Raw genomic sequence first — 17,566 nt, 5'->3', positions numbered from 1 at the left:
CAGAGCAACTCGAGCGTATTAATAAATATACGTTCTAGTCTCTGGGCTTTTTGTGCCTAGTTTATTTCTTCCTCAGTTTACAATAAGTCTCGTACATAGTAGTCCCATTACCTATATCAGTTAAACCGTCATCTGTTATGAGATTTTGGGTGTTTTTGTACTTCAGTGGTCTTCCTTCGTAGCTAAACAGCACTTTTTTGTGTACCCAGTCAACTACATTTACCTCTGCAGTGATAGTATTCACCGAACTACTAATTTCAATAACATCACCGGTCTTTAAATCTTCAGCTTGTGCAAGCTTAGGATTGATATAAACCATAGGGTATTCCTTTAAATCTAGATGGTGTTGAAATTGACTATGAAGACTATCCTTAGGATGTGGAGTCATGAAAAGATATGGATAATCCTTACTATTTTTAAATAATAAGATTTCTTCATCTAGCAAATTAAACTTGCCATTATGGGTGGCAAAATTCAAATCTTCCCATGGTATATGTTTTTCATCAGTGGGGGCTAATGATTGTTTCTTTAACTTATCTGTATCAATACCAAATTTTTTAAGAGGTTCTATTGCAAGCTCAATCCATTGCTTAGCTTCAAGTTTAGGATAGTTATCAAGGCCTAAAAGAGCAGCAAGACTCTCAAAAACCCTCCACTCAGGTCTTGCCTCACCAACAGGATCAACAACAGGCATTACGTAATTGATATATCTGTGCCACATAGAAGAATAAATTAAATCCTCTTCCTCAAAAGAAGTAGTAGCAGGTAAAATCAAGTCAGCTAATTTTGTTGTATCTGTATGAACGATATCGCTACATACAACAAAATCCACAGAAGAAAAAACGTCTGTTGTTTTTTGGGTGTTTGGCAGGGTTACAACAGGGTTTGCCCGTGAAATATAAAGAAGTTTTATGGGAATGTCTTTCTCTTTTTCAATAAAATGAGGGAATTGAGGTTTCGGAAAAAATCTTGTATCAGCTAAATGCTCCAAAAACATATGGGATTTATTTATGTTTTTAGATACAAATGAGTCTGCGTAATTAACTCCACCTCCAGAAACTCCTATATTTCCACTTAGGTATGCTAATGAGTTAATTGCACGAATGGTATTGCCAGAATTGTAATATCGCTGCATACCATAGCCAAGATAAATACTACTTTTCCCTGTAAGATATTTGTTAGTAATTTCAGTGATAGTGGTTAAATCTACACCAGTTATACTAGCTAAAGAATCAAATGAATAACTATTAACAAGGTTTTTAAGATCATCAAAGTTATTTGATTTAGCCAATAACTCCTGGGAGACTCCTTTTTCTAAAAGAGTTTTAATCATGGCAAAGGCTAAGAACCCATCACTACCTGGCTTTACCTCAACAAATATATCGGCCATCTGGGAAATTTTTGTTCTATTAGGATCTATTACAATGATTGTTTTTCCAATTTTTTTTGCATTTTTGATGAATGGAAGGAGATGGATGTTTGTTTCCGTAACATTTCTTCCCCATATCACTATATTATCACTGTTATACATATCTAAAGGATGATGGGTGTAGTAAGTGCCAAAATCCCTTTTAATAGCCTCTATTCCCGCAGCCCAACACAGACTACCTATAGGTTCAGTTACGCCCCCTAGGAGGTTAAAAAAACGGTGCTCAAGGGACTTCAATAAACCTCCTGCGCCAGAATCATAGTAATGCGCTATTGACTTAGGTCCATGCTGGTCCAGAGCAGCTTGGATTTTATCTGCAAAAATTTTCAGTGCCTCATCCCAGCTGATAGGTACATGTACGTCTCCCTTTTTAAGTAAAGGAGTTTTTAATCTTTCAGGTGAATGCAATCTTTGTTTTAAAAATTTCTGTCCTTTTTTACATATATACCCCTGAGTTACAGGATGCTTATCATCACCCAAAACAGTAAAATCACCAGCTTCATCAACCTGTATCTTAAAGCTACAAGCATCCCAACAATCCAAAGGACACCCAGACTTAACAACTCCCATAAAAAAACACCTCCGACTAAGTAATATTGATATATTATATCATGTTTTTGCTATGTAAGTAAGGAAGAAGGAGGAGGTTGTGGGGGCAATGACTTTTCATAGAATAATAAAAAAATCCCAGTGGCTAGGACCACTGGGATTTTTTCTTAGTTAGATAGCAAAAACATGTCTTCCGATTGTTCTAATTATCTGACGAGTTCTGATCCATTGGTTAGTTGCAGTAACAGGGTTGTAGTAGAATATTGCACCACCTGATGGGTCAGTACCCTTTAGGGCTTCTTCCACTGCTCTGTAGGCACTGTCATTTGGAGTTAACCAGAACTGACCATCATTTACTGCAGTAAATGCCCATGGCTCAAAAATAACTCCTTCAATTGTGTTAGGGAATTCATTGTGCTTTACTCTGTTAAAAATAACTGCTGCCACAGCAACTTGACCGTCAAAGGGCTCACCCCTAGCTTCACTGTATACAGCTCTAGCTAATAGGTCCATTTCTTTTTCAGTCACTTGCATAATTCTATTTGCGGTATTAGCTTGAGTAACTGTAGTTTCTGTAGTTTCTGTAGCTTTAACAGCTTGAACTTGGTTAGTGGATGAAACTGTTAGTACCTGATTAGGATAAATAACATCCCCAGTTAGATTATTTACGGTTTTTAATTGATCAATAGTAGTACCATAACGTTGAGCAATTAAAAACAGTGAATCGCCTTTAACAACCGTATAAGTTTCTTCTTCAACAGGTATTGACATTTTTGCACCAGCGAAAATTAAATCACCTTCAATGTTATTTGCTTCCCTTAAATCATTTATTGTTACTCCGAAGTTTTGCCCGATCTTAAAAAGTGAATCTCCAGGTTGGATAGTATAATTGAAACCATAGGCAGTAGTAGCAGTAGTTAAAACCATAGTTGAGACCATAAGTGCTATAGATAATCTTTTTATACTCTTTAACATATCTCTTACCTCCCTTTGTGAATTCTTTAGCTATTATAACCGACTAGTTTACATAACACAAACTGCAAATCCCTTATCTAGGGCTAAATAGCTAAAGAATACGTATAGTTATGTAAACTAGAGATAATCATTCTTCAAAATCCTTTGAAATTCCAACAAATGTAAGGCTGGTTGACAAAAATTTCATGTTATAGTAATATTCTAGGAAATAAAAGATAGCGGGGAGTGTTATAAAGTGGATAAGTCCATTGAAAAGGCGAAGATCTTAGATGAAAAGGCCATGGGCAGAGCAATCAGTAGGATTTCCCATGAAATAATAGAAAGAAACAAAGGTATTGAAGATATTGTACTCATTGGTATAAAACGTAGGGGTGTACCCATAGCAAAAAAAATAGCAGAAAAAATATACCAAATAGAAGAAGAAAAAGTTCCAGTTGGTGTTTTAGACATCACTTTATATAGAGATGATTTGAGCACCAAAGTAGAAGATGCACAGGTTAAAGGGCAAGATATACCATTTAGTTTGCAAGGAAAAGTAGTTGTATTAGTAGATGACGTTTTATATACAGGACGAACTGTCAGAGCTGCTCTAGATGCCCTAACAGATGTGGGCAGAGCTAAATCCATCCAGCTGGCAGTACTTATAGACAGAGGTCACAGAGAATTGCCCATAAGAGCAGACTACGTTGGTAAAAATGTACCAACATCTAAAAAGGAAATAGTTAGTGTTAAACTTGAAGAATACGATGAAACAAACGAAGTAGTTATAGAAGAACTCATATAAAAAAGCTCACCTACCTAGGTGAGCTTTTGTTTTTATAAATTTAGCCACTGATTAACATAATTCACGTGATCCTGAGAGAAAAAAGATAAAGGCAAAAGTTTGGCCACAGATCTACATGATCTAAATGATCTGAGGGAAAAAAGATAAAGGCAAAAGATTAGCCACGGATTAACTGGGATTAAAACAGATTTAAACGATTTAGGGAATTATAAAATCTAACGAAACTTAATTATCAATTTAACTTCAATTAAAACTCAATTAAAACTCAATTAAAACTACTAATAATAAACTTTAAGAAATTATATATTTATGTACTTAAAAGATCATATTGATCATGTAGATCTGTGGCTAAAAAAATACTATTTTTATAAATCAAAAAGTTTTAATTTCTTATATACTGGTGGTCGCCTTTGACGTTAATAATTTTCTCCTAAAAAGAAGGAAAATGGTGAAAAAGGGAGAAAAATATCGGTGAGAGGGGGGAGTAGCATGGGGATAATACTAATAACTGCCATTATAGCAGCTATAATTCCATTTGTAGATATTACCTACATTCCTTTACTTGCTGCAATATTGGCTATATGTGTATACATACTCCTAAACAAAAAAAGCAAAGCTCCCTTAATTATAGCAATAACATTCCTGCTTATTATATTTGCAAGATCATATACCCAAAAAGCTACCGTTGACAATCTAACTAACTACTTACAACAACAGAAATTAAACTTAGCTTTGGAAATAATTGAAGTAAAAGAAGATTATTATGTTTTGTCCATATTAGAAACAAAAGCAGATAAAATAAAACCAGGTCATAGTTTGCTACTATACTCTCAAAAGGAATATACCAAAGGGGACATAATCAGCTACGAAGGGGAAGTAAAACAATTCTACCAGTATAAAAATCCGGGGACATACTACCCTAACAACAAATATGTATATAAAAGGTATGGTTATATAAGTGAAACCACTGGATCCATCCAAAGACTAGAAAGCAAAATAGAGAATAATACTACTATAACTCACATCAAAAGCAAGGCTCTGCTAAGACTTAATACATTAGACATAAAAGGGGCAAGCCTTGCCCCAGCAATTCTCTTAGGTGATAAAAATCAAATAGACAATGAATACATAGAAAGTTTTAGAGATTCTGGCCTTATACACATCACCGCTGTTTCAGGCCTACACATTGGGATTGTATTTATGATATTTGCTTACCTTGTAACAATAATAACTAGAAATAAAAAACTATCTTATATTACCGGTTTTTTCATGGCCCTTGTTTTCTCTGTATTTGTAGGATTCAAACCATCCACCCTTAGGGCCATTACAATGTTATTCATATACATGATATCAAAGACCATGGGCTATCCTTACAGTCTGTCAAGATCTGTCCAAGTAACAGCTTTAGTTTTTATAACTTTAAACCCCCTTGTTTTACTGGATATGGGATTTCAATTCAGCTATGGTGCTGTGCTAGGAATAGCATACATCAGCCCTCGACTTAGATTGCTAGATAAAATAAAAAATTTGTATATACAAAACATACTTAAAATAACATTATCAGTACAAATAGCATTACTACCCCTTAACTACTACTATTTTAAGGGCCTACCAATATTTTCAATAGTATCAAACCTACTAGTTGCGCCTGTTTTACCTCCTTACCTAGGACTAATAATGTGTTATGCTATTTTTCCAATAGGAATATTTCGAATAACAATTGAAATACTGTCAAACTACATATTAATCTGGTCTAAAATTACAGCAATATGGTTACACATTTCATTGGTTAAGCTATTAGGAATTAGCATAGTAGCTTTGAGTATTATAGGATATTACCTGCATAAAAACAAAGTAATCAGTACAAAAAAACTACTAGCTTTACTTTTATGCTTTGCAATAGCTATTGGTTCTGTGCTATACATCCAGCCCCAGGTGGAAATTTATTTTCTAGACGTAGGTCAAGGAGATTGCATAATTATTAGACATAAAGGAACAAATATCTTAATAGATACCGGTGGAACCATTGGAACAAATATCGGCCAGAGGGTAGTAGTACCTGTGCTAAAAAACTTGGGGATTCAAAGACTGGACTATTTATTTTTAACACATCCCCACTATGATCATATAGGAGCTCTAAAAGAAATAGTAAACAAAATTGAAGTGAAAAACTTGCTAATACCCCATAACGAGAATATGTTTACTAACACATACACTAGCATAAAAAAACAAGTGGAAGGGCAAATCTCAAATACCATAAACGTAAAAAAAGGTGATTCTTTATCAGTATCTAAACTTAATATTGAAGTGCTACACCCATCATCAACATACACACCAAATGAGTCTCCAAGCAACAATATTTCCTTAGTGATGCTTTTACAATACGGAGAGACCAAAGTGTTGTTTACAGGGGACATCGAGTCTGCTGAAAAAGATATCATTCACCTTTTGCCAAAGGTCGAAATATTAAAAATCGCACACCATGGTAGCGCCACTTCGTCTTCAGAGGAATTTTTGTCTAAAACACTACCAAAACATGCTATAATATCAGTAGGAAACAATAATTATGGACACCCATCGAAAGAAGTCCTAGATAGGCTCAATGGCATAAATTCCAACTACCATATTACAAAGTACACTGGTATGGTGTCAGTAAAGATAAAAGACAAAGGATTCATAGTAAAAGATCATGTGAGGTGACCAAATCAAATGGAGAAAGCAAATGAAGCAAAACAGAATTACTTTTCTTACCTTATTTATGGTGATGAACCATATCTCATAAATAAAGCCCTTGATGAAATATTATCAGAAGCATTTCAACATCAAAAGGGTCTAGAAGGGTTTGAAGACTTCCAAGACTATAACATAGATACACTGACTTCTGATGAAGTGTATAATAAGTATATAGGAACACTTGAGACACTGCCATTTATGGCCGATAAGAGAGTTATTATGTTTAAGAGATGTGACATTCTAAAGGCAAAGCAAACAAAAAAAGAAGAGGAAATAAATGAATACTTAATCAAATATCTCACAAGAGACGATAAAAACCTCAATAATATTGTTATTATTATCGAAGGTGAGAAAGTGGATAAAAGGAAGAAACTCTTTAAAACTTTAAAGGGATCTGGCAAGGTAGTTGAATGTGCAAAGCAAAACACTTTTGATATAAAAAAGTGGATTAATGAAATTTTTGAAGAAAACCAAAAGAAAATACCCCCTAACATAGTGGATACCTTAGTGTTTAATTTGCCAAACGATATGTATCTTATTGAAAATGAGCTACAAAAACTAATAAATTTCATGGGCGATAAAACTACACTTGAAAAAGAAGACTTGCAAATTTGTTCTTTTACAGTAAATGAAAACATTTTTAAGTTAATTGAAAGTATAGCATTCAAAAACTTAACTAAATCCATTTCAACATTACATGGAATGCTTCAAGAGGGCGAGGCTCCACTGATGATACTTTTTATGATAATAAAGCAACTTCGAAATATTGCTAAAGTCAAAAGCTTGACATCAAAAGGCTATACCAGCAAACAGATGGGTGAACTACTAGGAATCCATAGCCCTTATGCTTTATCCCAGCTGGTAAAACAAAGCGAAAAGTTCAATAAAACTTCCATAGAAAAAGGGATAGAGCTAGCAGCAGAATACGAGATAAAAATAAAAACAGGAGTCCTAGACTATCAAAAAGGACTAGAACTCCTGCTTACCAATTTGTACTATGTATAGAAGGTAGTTTAAAAACATACATAACATCATATGCCAGACCCTGCGTATTATTAATACGTAGGTTTTTTTCATGCCTCAAATTTAAGTACATGGTAGGATTAAACTGATCCAACGTAAAAAAGGACTTCCCTCAGGGAGTCCTTTACTTTCTAAATTATGCGATTTCTTGAAGCTTTTTTGATAATCTAGACTTTTTACGAGAAGCAGTGTTTTTGTGTAACACTCCTTTAGTTACAGCTTTATCAAGAGCTCTGATTGCTTTAACTAATTCAGTTGAAGCTACATCTTTATCACCAGCTGCCACAGCAGTCTCATACTTTTTAATAGTTGATCTTACATATGATTTAATACTGGCATTACGAGCAGTTTTAGTTGCAATAACTTTTACACGCTTTTTAGCAGATTTAATATTAGGCACTAAAGTCACCTCCTTCATAGAAAAAAAGAACGACCAAATTTAACAAACATATTTTATCATGACCACGGGAAAAAAGCAATATTTTATATGATTATGTTTATATTTTTTTTATTTTTTTTCTAAATAAATCATGAAAATGCATATATAACATGCTAGTTGGCTAAATTAAAAGTATACTACACTTACAAAAAAATCACTAGTTTAAGGAGGATTTTAATATGATAGGATTGATAGTAAGGTTTATAGTTTCCGCTTTAGTTTTAATGTTCGTAGGTTTCTTTTTACCTGGCTTTGGAGCATTAGGTTTTACAGGAGCTTTACTTGCTGCAGTGGTTATAGCTGTGCTAGGATACATTGCAGAAACTTTGTTTGGTAAAAATGTTTCACCACAAAATAGAGGTATAGTTGGTTTTATAACCTCGGCAGTAGTTATTTACCTAGCGCAATTTATCGTGCCTCAACTTAGTGTATCAATTTTTGGAGCTTTATTAGCGGCATTTATTATTGGATTGATCGATGCAGTAGTACCAACACAGTTAAGATAATGGGGTGAAATGATTGCACAAGCAGATAAGAACAGACTTAGCTATAGAGGCCCATGAGTATTTAACAACAACTGGAAGCACACATTCAATTGATGGAGTTGAAGTAGAAGATGCTGATTATAACTCAATTTCCGTTAAAAGGGTAGCCATAAAAACAGATCAGGCCGCAGATGAAATGGGAAAACAAATAGGTAACTATATTACATTAGAGATTCCATCCATGCGCCAAAAAAACAGCTCCCTTGAAGAACAAGTAAGCCAGGTTTTTGCTAAAGAGCTAAACTCTTTAGTTAAAAAAACGGCAGATAAAGAAAACTTCTTAGCTCTAATAGTGGGGTTAGGAAACTGGAATGTTACACCCGATGCTCTAGGACCAAAAGTAGTGGAGAATCTCCTTATCACTCGGCACTTAAAAGAGATAATGCCCGATGATATAAATGATGAAGAATATAGCTCGGTTTGTGCTATAGCCCCAGGAGTTTTGGGAATTACGGGCATTGAAACAAGCGAAATAATAGAGTCCATAGTTTCCAAAATTAAACCCGACCTTGTCATTGCAGTAGACGCACTTGCAGCTAGAAGTGTATCAAGATTAAATACAACTATCCAGATTGCAGACACAGGCATACATCCAGGCAGTGGAGTAGGTAATAAAAGAAAGGGTATCACTGAAGAAGTCTTAGGTGTCCCTGTGATAGCCATAGGAGTACCTACAGTTGTGGACGCAGTAACCCTTACAAATGATACAATGGACATGGTTATCGACACTTTAATAAAGGTGACAAATCAAGGGGGTCAATTCTATAATATTCTAAAGGACTTAGACCGCACTGAAAAGGAACAACTCATTTCAGAGGTATTAAATGATAATTTAGGATCCCTCATAGTGACACCGAAAGAAGTGGATAGATTAGTCATTGACATAAGCGAAGTAATAGCGGGAGGAATAAACGCAGCACTACACCCCATAATAGATTTCCAAGATGCCACAAAACACCTATACTAATACACATGCTCAAGTTCAAGCAGACCACGTGGTCTGCTTTTTTTACATGTCCAAAGAGCCCACGCTTTTTTATTGCCGTCGGCAGCTACATGTACTAAAATATTTTTAAAAAAACATGCAAATTTTATAACCTTGAGAATAAACATAATTAAGCAGAGTAAAATTCGAGGTGATAAAATGAACTATAAAAATAAAAAAATGTTTAGAAAAAGAAATAAAAAAAGTCGCTCTAAATCAAAAATAGACTATATAACAGTAACCCTGTGTATAGGATTTATGTGTGTAGTATGGGCATTGGCAACACATATCATACCTAAGTATCCATATCTATACAGAGAATACCTTGCCCAATCAGTTCCCCTATACGAAACATTCATGCCCAGGGAAGAAGATGTCATAAGAGACAATATGTCCCTATCGGCCCTTAATCTTTTAGCTGGAATAAACTTAACAAAACCATCAACTATGATAAGTAAGCAAATTCCCGTATTTGGTCAATTTGATTACGTACAAGTTGTAACACCTCCTATTTCTCCACCGCCACCCATAGAAGAACCAGCTGACCCCGAAGATCCAGTAGAACCACAAGACCCTACGGGGGAGAAATCCCTCCATGGTAAAAATGTATTGATATATCATACCCATACAACTGAAGCATTTGTCCCTACATCTGGAACACCTCACACCACTAACTTTGATGAAACAATTGCCAAAGTAGGGGAAGAATTAGCACAGGCACTGAAAAATAAAGGTGCTAATGTAATCCATAATACCACACACCATAGCATAGCCCCTTACTCAGAATCCTACAGGAGATCAAATAATACTGTAAAAGAAGCCCTGCAGGGTGGTGAATTTGATTTAATAATAGATTTACATAGGGATGGAGTAGGAAAAAGTTCAGAAGAAGGTAGACGAGTTGTAACAACAGAGATAGATGGAGTAAAAATGGGCAAACTATTGTTTGTAGTAGGCAAAAGGCACGAAAACTGGCGAGCTAACTATCAACTGGCAGACAATCTAAATAGAATTTCTGGAGAGCTTTATCCATCTCTATCTAGGGGTATTGTCATTAAAGAGCTAGGAAACTATAATCAGAATCTCAACGAGAAAATGACACTTATAGAAATAGGTGGACATTGGAATACTTTAGATGAGGCTATTAACACAGTAGGACCACTTGCTGAAATAATAAACAAAGCCTTAGGTGAATAATGGGCAAAAAGATAAATATGTTAACACTGGGTCTTCTTATTTTATTTGTATGCTTTTCGTTAGTGAATACGGCCTTAGAAGCCAAGTACGGAGAAATGGAAAAGTTTATGTGGATTGATTCACAAAATAACACCATAAACTTTGGACAATACTTCGTACCCCGATTACAAATAAAAACAAAAATTCACATAGAAAGAACCAAAAAGCACATAAAAATTTCCTTCTTGGATAGAAATATTAAAATACCAGTAATAATAGATATCAATTACCCCCTTGTTAAGGAAAAAATTTATGCTATAATTTAGTAAGTATACGCAAATACGGGGAGGATGACCATGAATCAAAGTAAAATCCGTAATTTTTCCATAATCGCACATATCGACCATGGAAAATCAACACTTGCTGACCGTTTATTAGAGTACACAGGCACACTATCTAAACGGGAAATGTCAGAGCAAGTGTTAGATCAGATGGATCTTGAACGAGAAAGAGGAATTACCATAAAACTTCAGGCAGTAGCATTAGACTACAAAGCCGACGACGGTGAAATATATAAACTCAACTTAATTGATACTCCAGGACATGTAGATTTTACTTATGAAGTGTCAAGGAGTTTAGCAGCTTGTGAAGGTGCAATACTAGTTGTAGATGCTGCACAAGGTATTGAAGCTCAAACCTTAGCAAACGTCTATCTAGCCTTAGAACACGACTTAGAAATTATTCCAGTAATCAACAAAATTGACTTACCTAATGCAGATATAGACAAAGTAAAAAGAGAAATAGAAGATGTAATAGGCCTAGATAGCGAAACAGCAGTGCTAGCATCTGCTAAAGAAGGAATTGGTATCAAGGATATACTAGAAGCTATAGTGGCAAATGTTCCTGCACCAGATGCTGATGACGAATTGCCCCTTAGGGCATTGATATTTGATTCCCATTTTGACAACTACAAAGGGGTTATTGTTTATACTCGTATAGTTGAGGGGACTGTAAAAAAAGGCGACAAAATAAAAATGATGTATACAGGTAAAGAATTCGAAGTCACAGAGACAGGTGTATTTAGACCAGCTCCTGTAGCAGTTGATAAGCTTGCTGCTGGGGATGTTGGATTTATAGTAGCCAGTATCAAAAACGTAAAGGACACCCGAGTAGGTGATACAATTACCAAAGTATCTAAACCCGCAAAAGAACCTCTACCAGGCTACAAAAAAGCAAACCCTATGGTCTACTGTGGTTTGTACCCTGTTGATTCCAGTGAATATGAAGAACTACGGGATGCATTAGATAAGCTAAGCCTTAACGATGCTGCACTGGTTTATGAGCCCGAGACATCCATCGCTTTAGGATTTGGATACAGATGCGGTTTCCTTGGTCTTTTACACATGGAAATAATCCAAGAAAGACTTGAGAGAGAATACAGTTTAGATCTCATTACAACGGCACCTAGTGTTATCTACCATGTATATAAAGAAGATGGCACAATGCTAAGGGTGGACAACCCAGCAGATCTCCCGCCGTCAGGAGAGATCAACCGTATAGAAGAGCCTTATGTTAAGGCAAATATAATAGTACCCAGTGACTACATCGGTGCAGTTATGGAAATATGTCAAGAAAAACGCGGTATTTTTAAAACCATGGACTATTTAGACGAAAAAAGAGCCATGGTCCTTTATGAGATGCCACTAAGTGAGATAATCTATGACTTCTTTGACAATCTAAAATCTAAGACCCGTGGTTATGCTTCCTTAGATTACGAATTCTTAGGCTACAAACCAGGTACCCTAGTCAAACTAGACATACTACTAAACGCTGAACTAGTGGATGCCCTTTCAGTGATTGTTCACAAAGATAGAGCATACGCCCGAGGTAAGGCCCTAGCAAGCAAACTTAGGGAGATAATACCTAGACAAATGTTTGAAGTTCCAATACAAGCTGCAGTGGGACAAAAGGTTATAGCTAGGGAAACCGTAAAAGCAATGAGAAAGAACGTACTTGCAAAATGTTACGGTGGAGATATCTCAAGAAAGCGTAAACTTCTTGATAAGCAAAAAGAAGGTAAAAAGCGTATGAAACAGGTAGGACGTGTGGAAATACCCCAAGAAGCCTTCATGGCTGTACTGAGCTTAGAATAATGGCAGGTATCTACATTCATATACCCTTTTGTGTAAAGAAGTGTCATTATTGTGACTTCACATCCTACACATGCTTAGACAGTCAGGATGAGTATGTAAAAAGCCTATTGCAAGAAATAGAATTAAAGAAAGAAGTCCTCAAACAAAAGGAGTGGTCCACCATTTTCATTGGTGGAGGTACTCCTAGTTTGTTATCTATAGACAATCTAAGTTCAATCACAAAGAGCCTATTCAAATATATTGACCCAGTAAACATTAGTGAGTTTACCATAGAAGTTAACCCTAAGACAGTTGATCAAGCCAAACTTGAAAGTTATCTAAACTTAGGTATAAACAGACTAAGCGTTGGTGTTCAAAGCTTCAATGATGAAGAACTTAGAAATATAGGCAGGATTCACAGCAAAGAAGATGCAATAAACACTATAAATCTTGCACTTGCCACAGGCTTTTCAAACATTTCCCTAGACTTAATCTTTGGTCTACCATATCAAACCCTTGATTCTTTAATGCAAACATTAAAAATTGCTACGGATATAGGAGTAAAACACATATCATTTTACGGACTTCAAATTGAAGAAGGCACAGTCCTTAGTAATATGGTAGAAGAAAACCTTACTGAATTACCCAATGAAGACATAGAAAGTACAATGTATCTTGAAGGTGTAAAATATCTTGTTCAAAATGGATACCATCAGTATGAAATATCAAATTTTGCTAAAGATAAATTAAAATCAGAACATAACTTTAATTATTGGCTATATAAAGATTATATTGGACTTGGTGTTAGTAGTCATTCAAAGATTGAAGGCACAAGATACTCAAATACCCATGATATTAAAATTTATATGGATAAAATAAAAGAAGGTAAAATTCCAGTTGAACTTAAAGAAATTCTGACACCTGAGGAAATGAGATACGAACATAAGATGCTACTCCTAAGAACAGAAGAAGGTATACCCTTAAAAGATGTTAAAGATGAATACTTACAAGTATTATTGCAAAATAACTTAGCTAAGATCAAAGGTGAAAAATTAGTACTAACAGAAAAAGGACTTGTCATATCCAACGAAATAATTAGTGAAATTCTGTAAAAAATCACTAGCAAATATTGACTTTTACCATAAAAAATGATATTTTTTTATTAGGATTAGCACTCATTGACTTAGAGTGCTAACAATACCAAGGGGGTGCGTTGCAGGTGAGAGGTAATCTAAATAGCAGAAAACAGAGTATACTCAAAGCCATAATTTTGGATTATATCAACACAGCAGAACCTATAGGTTCTAGGACCTTGGTAAAAAGACATAACATCTCCTTAAGTCCGGCCACCATTAGAAATGAAATGGCAGACTTAGAAGAACTTGGATTTTTACTGCAACCCCACGCTTCAGCTGGTAGAATCCCAAGTCAAATGGGCTATAGGTTTTTTGTGGATGGTTTATTGGATAAAGAGGCTATAGCGGAAAAGGAAATTAGACAAATAAAGAAATTCTACACTGATAAGTTAGACGACCTTAACCAGATAATCCAAGAAACAGCCTCAATACTATCTACCCTAACCAATTATACATCAGTAATCATGAGTACACCTTCTCCTTCCATGGTGTTAAAACACCTTGATTTTGTTCAATTAAACGAAAAAGAAGGTCTTATACTTTTTGTCACCGATTCTGGTGTAGTGCAACACAAAAAAATAAATTTCAACTATTCATTCAAACAAGAGGAAATTGAAATTATTTTAAATGTTTTGAGGTCAGAACTATTAGGTAAGAAACTCAATAAAAATCATCATCAACTATTAGAGGAAATTACGAAGGGTTTTAATCTGTCGCCAATACTTTCAGAATTTGTTAGCACAGTTTTAAACTCCCTCTTAAGAGATGAAAACACTAAGTCTAAGCTGGTCACTGGAGGTACATCAAACTTCCTAACACAACCAGAATTTAATGATCTAAGTATGATTAAAGAATTGTTATCAGTTTTTGAACAAGAAAATCTATTATTATCTTTGCTAGATCCCCATGACTCAGTACAAGATATCTCCGTAAAGATAGGGGATGAACTAGTAATAAGTGAAGTTAGACAATGTAGTCTCATAACTGCAAGTTTCAACTTTCATGGGCAACTTGCAGGAAAGATTGGGATAATAGGTCCTCAAAGGATGGATTATGGTAAAGTAATAAGAATTCTAGACTTTTTTTCTAAGAATTTTGATATGCTAACAGATTAAAAGGGAGTGAAAGCTTTGGAGGAAACACAAAAAGAACAAAAAGCAGAACAAGAAGAATTAGAGCCAAAAAGCAACAGCCAAGGAGAATCCGAAGAAAATCAGGAGACTCCAAAGGCAAATGAAACAAATGATCAACTTGAAAAGCTAGAGCTGGAAAAACAAGAGGTTTTCAACAGAATGCAAAGATTGCAAGCAGACTATGAAAACCTTAAAAAGCGGGGTGTAAAGGAAAGGGTAGACCTTCTAACCTCAGCAAATGCTGATTTAGTAAAAACACTACTCCCTGTCATAGACAACTTCCAAAGAGCACTAGACAGTGAAAAAGAAAACACCAAATTTAAGGAAGGCATAGAACTGATCCTTAAACAATTTATGGATATCCTTGAAAAAGAAGGACTCAAAGAAATTGAAAGTGTTAATAAAGAATTTGACCCAAACTACCATGATGCGGTTATGAATATGCAAGACCCAGACCTTCCAGAAAACACAATAGTGGAAGTACTACAAAAGGGTTTTACATTTAAGGATAAAGTCATAAGACCTGCAATGGTTAAGGTTAATTCTTAAAATATACTCACATAAAAACAAAGTTAATTAGGAGGTATATATTTATGAGTAAAGTTATTGGTATTGATTTAGGTACAACAAACTCAGTGGTTGCAGTTATGGAAGGTGGAGAACCTACCGTTATAGCTAACGCAGAAGGTAACAGAACTACACCTTCAATAGTTGGTTTTTCTAAAACAGGTGAAAGACTGGTAGGCCAAACAGCTAAAAGGCAAGCCATAACAAACCCTGATAAAACTATAAGCTCCATCAAAAGGCATATGGGAACAGCACATAAAGTAGATATCGACGACAAAAGCTATACACCACAAGAGATATCTGCATTTATCCTACAAAAACTTAAAACAGATGCTGAAAATTACTTAGGTGAAAAAGTAACACAGGCAGTAATCACAGTTCCAGCTTATTTCTCTGACAGTGAAAGACAAGCAACTAAAGATGCAGGAAAAATTGCAGGCCTTGAAGTACTTAGAATAATCAATGAGCCTACAGCTGCAGCTCTAGCTTACGGTCTAGATAAAGGTAATGACAACCAAACAATTCTTGTATTTGACTTAGGTGGCGGTACATTTGATGTAAGTATCCTTGAACTAGGAGACGGTGTATTTGAAGTGCGTTCAACAAGTGGTAACAACCGTTTAGGTGGAGATGACTTTGATGATAAAGTAATGGACTTCTTAGTCTCTGAATTTAAAAAAGAAAGTGGTATAGATCTAAGCAAAGATAAAATGGCTACTCAACGCTTAAAAGAAGCTGCAGAAAAAGCAAAAGTTGAGCTTTCCAGTGTTACAACAACTAACATTAACCTGCCATTTATTTCTGCTGGAGCGGAAGGACCTGCTCACTTAGATATTAACCTTTCTAGGGCTAAATTCAACGAGATTACTTCTGATTTAGTTGAAGCTACCATGACACCTGTTCGTAGAGCCCTTAAAGATGCTGGTCTTTCAGCACAAGATATTCACAAAGTACTATTAGTAGGTGGTTCCACAAGAATACCTGCAGTACAAGAAGCCATTCAAAAGGAACTAGGCAAAGAGCCAAGTAAAGGTGTAAACCCAGATGAAGTAGTAGCTCTAGGTGCTGCTATTCAAGCGGGAGTACTGGCTGGTGAGGTTAAAGATGTATTACTACTAGACGTGACCCCACTATCCCTAGGTATCGAAACCCTTGGTGGAGTATTCACTAAGCTAATTGAAAGAAACACTACTATTCCAACATCTAAAAGCCAAATTTTCTCTACAGCTGCCGATAGTCAAACAAGTGTAGATATCCACGTTCTTCAAGGTGAGAGGGAAATGGCACAATACAACAAAACCCTAGGTAGATTCAACCTAGATGGTATCCCACCAGCACCAAGGGGAGTACCACAAATTGAAGTTACTTTCGATATTGATGCTAACGGTATTGTAAATGTTTCTGCTAAAGACAAAGGTACTGGAAAAGAACAAAAAATCACAATCACTTCTTCCAGTGGATTAAGTGACGAAGAAATCGACAACATGGTAAAAGAAGCAGAACAACATGCCGAAGAAGATAAAAAGCGCAAAGAGCAAATAGAAATTAAAAACAATGCTGATAATTTAATCTACAGCACAGAAAAAGCACTGAAAGATCTTGGAGATAAAGTAGATGCTGCTCAAAAAGAGACAGTTGAAGGTAAAATTACTGAAGTAAAAACTGCCCTTGAAGGTGAAGACTATGAAGCTATCAAAACCGCTTCAGAAAGCTTAACAGAAGAGCTTCATAAACTATCATCTCTACTTTACCAACAAACACAACAAGAAGCCGGTGATAACCAACAAGGGGAACCAGGAAATTCTGGGGATGACAACGTTGTGGATGCTGACTTCGAAGACATATCAGAATAATTCAAGTTTAGTTGTGACAAAGTAATTAACTACTTGATCCACCTTTGTCTACAACCTAAGTCAAAGCACATATATGTGCTTTGACTTTTTGTCCTAACTATGATAAA

The 17,566-nt window shown here is 35.4% G+C and carries 15 protein-coding genes; 12 read left to right on the top strand and 3 right to left on the bottom strand.

Annotated features, from left to right (window positions below):
• Positions 1 to 61: 61 nt before the first annotated feature.
• Entirely contained in the window at positions 62 to 1,999 is a 1,938-nt protein-coding gene (locus HYG86_RS01760) for a molybdopterin-dependent oxidoreductase (protein ID WP_213167252.1), read from the bottom strand.
• A gap of 150 nt (positions 2,000 to 2,149) precedes the next feature.
• Entirely contained in the window at positions 2,150 to 2,953 is an 804-nt protein-coding gene (locus HYG86_RS01755) for a cell wall hydrolase (RefSeq protein WP_213167251.1), read from the bottom strand.
• A 235-nt stretch (positions 2,954 to 3,188) separates the two neighbouring features.
• Here HYG86_RS01755 and pyrR point away from each other — a divergent pair, with 235 nt between their 5' ends.
• From pyrR to holA, 3 genes are all read left to right on the top strand, one after another.
• Complete coding sequence (gene pyrR / locus HYG86_RS01750) at positions 3,189 to 3,737, top strand: bifunctional pyr operon transcriptional regulator/uracil phosphoribosyltransferase PyrR (RefSeq protein ID WP_281391303.1); 549 nt, start codon at positions 3,189 to 3,191, stop codon at positions 3,735 to 3,737.
• Positions 3,738 to 4,226: 489 nt separating this feature from the next.
• The gene (locus tag HYG86_RS01745; RefSeq protein ID WP_213167250.1) at positions 4,227 to 6,437 is read left to right on the top strand and encodes a DNA internalization-related competence protein ComEC/Rec2; all 2,211 of its coding nucleotides are present in this window, start codon (positions 4,227 to 4,229) and stop codon (positions 6,435 to 6,437) included.
• Positions 6,438 to 6,446: 9 nt separating this feature from the next.
• A complete protein-coding gene (gene holA / locus HYG86_RS01740) occupies positions 6,447 to 7,475 on the top strand; it encodes a DNA polymerase III subunit delta (protein WP_213167249.1) in 1,029 nt (342 codons plus the stop codon).
• Between the two features lie 154 nt (positions 7,476 to 7,629).
• On the opposite strand, the gene rpsT is transcribed toward holA, so the two are convergent.
• Positions 7,630 to 7,893: a 30S ribosomal protein S20 gene (gene rpsT, locus HYG86_RS01735; RefSeq protein WP_213167248.1), complete on the bottom strand. Its 264-nt coding sequence runs from the start codon at positions 7,891 to 7,893 to the stop codon at positions 7,630 to 7,632.
• A 218-nt stretch (positions 7,894 to 8,111) separates the two neighbouring features.
• Here rpsT and HYG86_RS01730 point away from each other — a divergent pair, with 218 nt between their 5' ends.
• From HYG86_RS01730 to dnaK, 9 genes are all read left to right on the top strand, one after another.
• On the top strand, positions 8,112 to 8,438 hold the full coding sequence (locus tag HYG86_RS01730) for a phage holin family protein (RefSeq protein WP_213167247.1): 327 nt from the start codon (positions 8,112 to 8,114) through the stop codon (positions 8,436 to 8,438).
• Between the two features lie 13 nt (positions 8,439 to 8,451).
• On the top strand, positions 8,452 to 9,444 hold the full coding sequence (gene gpr, locus HYG86_RS01725) for a GPR endopeptidase (protein WP_213167246.1): 993 nt from the start codon (positions 8,452 to 8,454) through the stop codon (positions 9,442 to 9,444).
• A 177-nt stretch (positions 9,445 to 9,621) separates the two neighbouring features.
• Positions 9,622 to 10,659 carry a stage II sporulation protein P gene (spoIIP, locus tag HYG86_RS01720; protein WP_213167245.1) on the top strand — a complete coding sequence of 346 codons (1,038 nt, stop codon included), beginning with the start codon at positions 9,622 to 9,624 and terminating at the stop codon, positions 10,657 to 10,659.
• Between the two features lie 17 nt (positions 10,660 to 10,676).
• Entirely contained in the window at positions 10,677 to 10,964 is a 288-nt protein-coding gene (locus HYG86_RS01715) for a hypothetical protein (protein WP_213167244.1), read from the top strand.
• Between the two features lie 24 nt (positions 10,965 to 10,988).
• On the top strand, positions 10,989 to 12,791 hold the full coding sequence (gene lepA, locus HYG86_RS01710) for a translation elongation factor 4 (protein WP_213167243.1): 1,803 nt from the start codon (positions 10,989 to 10,991) through the stop codon (positions 12,789 to 12,791).
• On the top strand, positions 12,791 to 13,882 hold the full coding sequence (hemW, locus tag HYG86_RS01705; protein ID WP_213167242.1) for a radical SAM family heme chaperone HemW: 1,092 nt from the start codon (positions 12,791 to 12,793) through the stop codon (positions 13,880 to 13,882). Before lepA ends, hemW begins: the two co-directional genes overlap by 1 nt.
• Before the next feature lie 107 nt (positions 13,883 to 13,989).
• On the top strand, positions 13,990 to 15,021 hold the full coding sequence (gene hrcA, locus HYG86_RS01700; RefSeq protein WP_213167241.1) for a heat-inducible transcriptional repressor HrcA: 1,032 nt from the start codon (positions 13,990 to 13,992) through the stop codon (positions 15,019 to 15,021).
• 15 nt (positions 15,022 to 15,036) lie between these two features.
• The gene (gene grpE, locus HYG86_RS01695) at positions 15,037 to 15,588 is read left to right on the top strand and encodes a nucleotide exchange factor GrpE (RefSeq protein WP_213167240.1); all 552 of its coding nucleotides are present in this window, start codon (positions 15,037 to 15,039) and stop codon (positions 15,586 to 15,588) included.
• A gap of 44 nt (positions 15,589 to 15,632) precedes the next feature.
• Positions 15,633 to 17,459 carry a molecular chaperone DnaK gene (dnaK, locus tag HYG86_RS01690; protein WP_213167239.1) on the top strand — a complete coding sequence of 609 codons (1,827 nt, stop codon included), beginning with the start codon at positions 15,633 to 15,635 and terminating at the stop codon, positions 17,457 to 17,459.
• Positions 17,460 to 17,566 lie beyond the last annotated feature (107 nt).

This window comes from Alkalicella caledoniensis (assembly GCF_014467015.1).
GTDB classification, from domain to species: Bacteria; Bacillota; Proteinivoracia; order Proteinivoracales; family Proteinivoracaceae; genus Alkalicella; species Alkalicella caledoniensis.
The sequence above is the reverse complement of the archived record's forward strand: the minus strand, read 5'-3'. Positions and strand labels throughout refer to the sequence as shown.